The sequence below is a fragment of the Thermoanaerobaculia bacterium genome, from assembly GCA_035717485.1.
Lineage (GTDB): Bacteria > Acidobacteriota > Thermoanaerobaculia > UBA5066 > DATFVB01 > DATFVB01.
In genome coordinates, this window is record DASTIQ010000027.1 from 1 (window position 1) to 5298 (window position 5298).

Genomic DNA, 5298 nt, shown 5'->3' on the forward strand with positions numbered 1-5298 from the left:
CGCCCGGCCGAGATCCGCAAGTAGGTCTTCTTCGTCCTCGATCCCGACCGAAATCCGAACCAGTCCCGGCGTGATGCCGAGCTTCGCGCGGTCCTCCTCGGGGACCGACGCGTGCGTCATCGTCGCCGGGTGGCAGATGAGCGTCTCGACGCCGCCGAGACTCTCGCCGAGCGAGCAGATCTTCACCGCGTCGAGCAGCGCCTTTGCGTTCTCGTAGCTCCCCACGTCGAACGAAATGAGCGCGCCGAAGCCGCGCATCTGTTTCTTCGCGAGCGCGTGCTGCGGGTGCGAGGCGAGTCCCGGATAATAGACGCGCTTCACCTTCCGCTCCGCTTCGAGGAACGCGGCCACCGCGCGGCCGTTCGCCTCGTGCCGGTCCATCCGGACGGCGAGCGTCTTGACCCCGCGCAGCACGAGCCACGAGTCGAACGGCGACAGGATCGCGCCGGCGGAATTCTGGACGAATCCGAGCCACTCGTCGAGCTCCTTCGTCTTCGAGATCGCCGCGCCGCCGACCGAGTCGGAATGGCCGTTCAGGAACTTGGTCGTCGAGTGGACGACGATGTCGGCGCCGAGCTCCAGCGGCCGCTGGAAGTACGGAGTCGCGAACGTGTTGTCGACGACGACGAGCGCCTTCTTCGGCCTGGCGACGGCGACGATCGCCGCGATGTCGCAGAGGGACATCATGGGATTCGTCGGGGTCTCGAGGTGGATGAAGCGGGTGTTGTCGCGGATCGCGCGCCGGACGTTCTCGGGATCGCGCGTGTCGACGAACGAGAACGCGACCCCGAGGTGCGCGAGGATCTTCGAGTACAGGCGGAACGTCCCGCCGTACGTGTTGTCGGAGACGACGACGTGGTCGCCGGCCTTCGCGAACGTCGCGACGGCCGAGATCGCGGCCATTCCCGAGGCGAAGCAGCGGCCGGCCGCGCCGCGTTCGAGCACCGCGAGGTTTTCCTCGAGGGCCCGCCGCGTCGGATTGCCGGTCCGCGCGTACTCGTATCCCTTGTGCCGGCCGAGCTCCGGCTGCACGTACGTCGAAGTCTGGTAGATCGGGACGGATACCGCGCCGGTCGTCGGGTCGGGCTCGTTGCCCGCGTGGATCGCGTCGGTCGAAAACCCGGTCATTCGAAGATTCCCTGCTCGGGATAGCGTTCCGCGGCGTCGGGGAAGAGCGTCACGACCGTCTTTCCGGGCCCGAGGCGGCGGGCGACCTTCCGCGACGCGGCGGCCGCGGCACCCGACGATCCCCCGACGAGCAGGCCTTCCGTCCGGCCGAGCTCGCGGCACGCCTCGAACGCCTCGTCGTCGGGCACCATGATCGCCTCGTCGATCAGCGATCGGTCGAGGATTTCCGGAAAGAACGACAGGCCGACGCCCTCGACCTTGTGGGGACCCGGCTCGCCTCCCTGCAGGATCGAGCCCTGCGGCTCGACCGCGACGCGGAGCAGGCCCGGATGGCGCTCGCCGAGATACCGGGCGCAGCCGATGAAGGTCCCCGTCGAGCCGACCCCGATGACGATCGCGTCGATCTTCCCGTCGCACTGCTCCTCGATCTCGGGGCCGGTCGTGTCGTAGTGGGCGCGCGGATTGACCGGATTCCTGAACTGCTGAGGCATGAAAGCGCCGGGCCGCGACGCGACGATCTCCTCGGCTTTCGCGATCGCGCCCTTCATCCCCTTCGCCGGGTCGGTGCGGACGACGGTGGCGCCGAGCCCCTGCATGACCCTGCACTTCAGGTGCGCGTACCCTTCCGGCACGACGAAAATCGCCGCGTATCCCTTCGTCGCGGCGACCATCGCCAGGCCGACGCCGGTGTTTCCGGAGGTCGGCTCGACGATCGTGCCGCCCGGTTTCAGCACCCCGCGGCGCTCCGCGTCCTCGACCATCGCCTTCGCGATCCGGTCCTTCACGCTGCCGGCGGGGTTGAAGTATTCGAGCTTGGCGCGCAGATCGAGCCCCGGCGCGAACCGCGACAGCCGGACCATCGGCGTGTGCCCGACGAGATCGATGGCGGATTCGAACGTACGCGAGGCGATGGCGGTCGTCATGGGGCGGGCGGAATCGTAACAGGGGGGCCGGGAAAGCGGAAGATCCGCTCTGGAGCGTCTCGCCGGACCGCTCTGCTTCTCGGCCTCAGCAGCGGGCGCCATGAGTGGGATCACGCATCGAATGGCGGATCACGCCGAGGCGCGGCGAGGCGCGAGCCCGACGGCGGGTGACCGGCGCGCGGCCGAGGCGTACCGGGGGCGTACGTCGAGGCCGCGGGCCGGACGAACGCGCCCGTCCGGCTCGCTACATCGCCGCGCCGGCCCATTCGCCGCTCTGACGAATGACGCCGACAATTGAGACGGCGCCGAGGCGCGGCGAGGCGCGAGCCCCGGGGATGCGGGTGACCGGCCCGCGGCCGAGGCGTACCGGGGCGTACGTTGAGGCCGCGGGCCGGACGCACGCGCCCGTCCGGCTCGATGCATCGCCGCGCCGGCCAATAAAAAAAGCGGAGGGTTGCCCCTCCGCTCGAAAATCCGTGAAAAAGAACTGCTCAGTAGGCCTGCGATTGCGGCTGACGGCGCGACTGGTAGCAGTCGCGGCAGTAGACCGGCTTCCCGTTGGTCGGGTTGAAAGGCACCTGGGTCTGCTTTCCGCACGCGTCGCACGTGACCGTGTAAAGCGTGCGCTCGCGGGAGTCCCCTCCGGCGGTCTTGCGCTTGTCGCGGCAAACCTTGCAGCGCTTCGGCTCGTTGGTGAAACCCTTGCGGGCGTAAAACTCCTGATCGTCGGCCGAGAAAAGGAACGTCGCGCCGCAATCCACGCACGTGAGGTTCTTGTCCGTAAACTGGTTCATGGTGACTCTTCGTGACTCCCGGGGATTCGAGATCCCCAAAAAACGTTAATTTTTTAAAACAACCCGACGCCACGCGCCGGAAGGGGAAGATTGACCGTCTCGATTCGAGGTCGGCGGGGCGATCCCTGGCCCCTCAGGTTTCTACTGCGACCGACCCCCTTTCAAAGACAGAGCAGCGCCGAGCGCGCAAGAGAGCCGATTCATTGTTCGGGAGAAAAATCGATCGGGTGATACACGTTGTGGCTCTGGCTCGGTTAGCTATTCGACAGGGTGACATTAACAGACAATGACAGGGCGCGCAACAATAAAGGGACACCGAGGGCGGGCGTGGCCCCCGAGGCTCGAAGACCCGTCGAATGAGCTACTTACCCGGAACGCCCTCGATCGGCGACGAAGCCGTCGCGTATCGCTTCTTCGGAATCCTTCCCGCCCGGAACGCTTCGCGGCCGGCGGAAACGGCCTCGCGCATCGCGCGCGCCATCCGCACCGGATCGGAGGCCCCGGCAATTCCGGTGTTCATGAGGACCGCGGCGACGCCGAGCTCCATCGCGATGCACGCGTCCGAGGCGGTCCCGACTCCCGCGTCGACGATCACGGGAACGGACGCCCGCTCGAGGATGATCGAGATGTTGTTCGGATTCTGCAGGCCCAGCCCGGAACCGATCGGCGCTCCCAACGGCATGACCGCCGCCGCGCCCGCATCCTCGAGCTTCCGGCAGACGATCGGATCGTCGGATGTGTAGGGGAAGACGGTGAATCCTTCCGCGACGAGCGTGCGGGTCGCCTTGAGCAGCTCGTCGTTGTCCGGAAAAAGGGTCTGTTCGTCGCCCAGGACTTCGAGCTTGACCCATTCGGAGAGGCCGAGCTCGCGCGCGAGCCGCGCGGTACGGATCGCGTCGTCGGCCGTGTAGCAGCCGGCGGTGTTCGGAAGGAGCGTCATTTCCTTCGGCAGCCAGTCGAGGAGCGACTCCTTCGTGCGATCCGTCAGGTTCACCCGCCGGACGGCGACCGTCACGATCTCCGAGCCCGACGCCTCGAGCGCCTCCCTCATCAGCGGGAACGACGAGTACTTGCCCGTCCCCACGATGAGACGCGACCGGAACTCGCGGCCGCCCAGGCGAAATACGTCTTCCCGGGTCCCTGTTTCGGCGGCGGGCGCCGCGGCCGCGGTCATGCTCCCACCCCCTGCAGCTCCCGCGTCTTGATCTCGGCGATCGCGTTCTTTCGGTCGACGAAGACGAGCGCCGGCCTGGGGCGGGGCTCGCCGACCTCGACCGTCCCGTACGCCGCGACGATCACGAGATCGCCCGGCTGGACGAGCCGCGCGGCCGCGCCGTTGACCGAGATCGTGCCCGAGCCTGCCGGCGCCTCGATCGCGTAGGTCGCGAAACGCGATCCGCGGGTGACGTCGTACACCTCGACGCGGTCGTATTCCTCGATCCCGGCGGCCTGGAGCAGTCCGGCGTCGATGCCGATCGATCCTTCGTAGTCCACCTCCGCCTGCGTGACCGTGGCGCGGTGGATCTTTCCCCGGAGAACTTCCTTCTTCATCGCTGTCCTTCCAGTAAAACGTTGTCGAGCAACCGGATCTTCCCGAGCCGGACCGCGGCGGCGAGCGCCGCGCCGGGCCGCGGCTCGGCCGTGCGCCGCATCGTCGCGGGATCCACGACCTCGGCGTAATCGACTTCGAACCCCGCTCCTTCGAGCTCCCGGCGCGCCCGCTCTTCCGCCGATCCGACCGCCTCGCCCGCCGCGATCCTTTCGGCGGCCGAGAAGAGGGCGCGCGGGAACCCGGCCGCCCGGCGGCGCTCGTCGAACGAGAGGTAGACGTTCCTCGAGGACCGGGCGAGCCCGTCCTTTTCGCGCGAGATCGGGGCGACGATCAGGCGGATCGGGAAATCGAGATCGTCGATCATTCGCCGGACGACCGCCGCCTGCTGCAGGTCCTTGCGGCCGAAGACCGCGACGTCCGGGCCGACGACGTGAAAGAGCTTCGCGACGACGGTCGCGACTCCCACGAAGTGTCCCGGCCGAACGGCGCCCTCTTCCCCTTCCGAGACGTTCGCGACCTGGATCGTCGTCGAGAATCCCGCCGGGTAGAACTCGGAAGCCGCCGGGGTGAAGACCGCCTCCACCCCTTCGCGCTCGAGGAGCGCGAGGTCCGCCTCCAGCGTGCGCGGATATTTCGCGAGATCTTCCGCCGGTCCGAACTGCAGAGGGTTGACGAAGATCGACACGACGACGGTCGCCGCCTCCTTCCGGGCGATCCGCACGAGCGAGAGATGCCCCTCGTGCAGCGCGCCCATCGTCGGCACCAGTCCGACGGGGCCGCGGGCGCGGAGCGGCGCGAGCGCCGACCTCAGCTCCGGAATCGAGGCGGTGACGAGCATCTTTCCCTCAGTACACCCGGCGGAGCGGCGGCGCGTCCGGGACGAACGTCTCCTCGCGCGACG

6 protein-coding genes are annotated in these 5298 nt (G+C 68.1%); all 6 read right to left on the reverse strand.

Features of this window, described 5'->3' with window-relative positions:
- Positions 1 to 1128 (reverse strand): PLP-dependent aspartate aminotransferase family protein (locus VFS34_01125; protein HET9793032.1); only part of this gene is annotated, 1128 nt, incomplete at its 3' end.
- Positions 1125 to 2051: a cysteine synthase family protein gene (locus VFS34_01130; GenBank protein HET9793033.1), complete on the reverse strand. Its 927-nt coding sequence runs from the start codon at positions 2049 to 2051 to the stop codon at positions 1125 to 1127. The genes VFS34_01125 and VFS34_01130, both read right to left, overlap by 4 nt.
- Positions 2052 to 2542: 491 nt before the next feature.
- Entirely contained in the window at positions 2543 to 2845 is a 303-nt protein-coding gene (locus tag VFS34_01135) for a zinc-ribbon domain containing protein (GenBank protein ID HET9793034.1), read from the reverse strand.
- Positions 2846 to 3206: 361 nt separating this feature from the next.
- On the reverse strand, positions 3207 to 4019 hold the full coding sequence (locus VFS34_01140) for a thiazole synthase (GenBank protein HET9793035.1): 813 nt from the start codon (positions 4017 to 4019) through the stop codon (positions 3207 to 3209).
- Positions 4016 to 4396: an aspartate 1-decarboxylase gene (panD, locus tag VFS34_01145; protein HET9793036.1), complete on the reverse strand. Its 381-nt coding sequence runs from the start codon at positions 4394 to 4396 to the stop codon at positions 4016 to 4018. Before panD ends, VFS34_01140 begins: the two co-directional genes overlap by 4 nt.
- Positions 4393 to 5235 carry a pantoate--beta-alanine ligase gene (gene panC, locus VFS34_01150; GenBank protein HET9793037.1) on the reverse strand — a complete coding sequence of 281 codons (843 nt, stop codon included), beginning with the start codon at positions 5233 to 5235 and terminating at the stop codon, positions 4393 to 4395. The genes panD and panC overlap by 4 nt, the downstream gene beginning before the upstream one ends.
- Positions 5236 to 5298 lie beyond the last annotated feature (63 nt).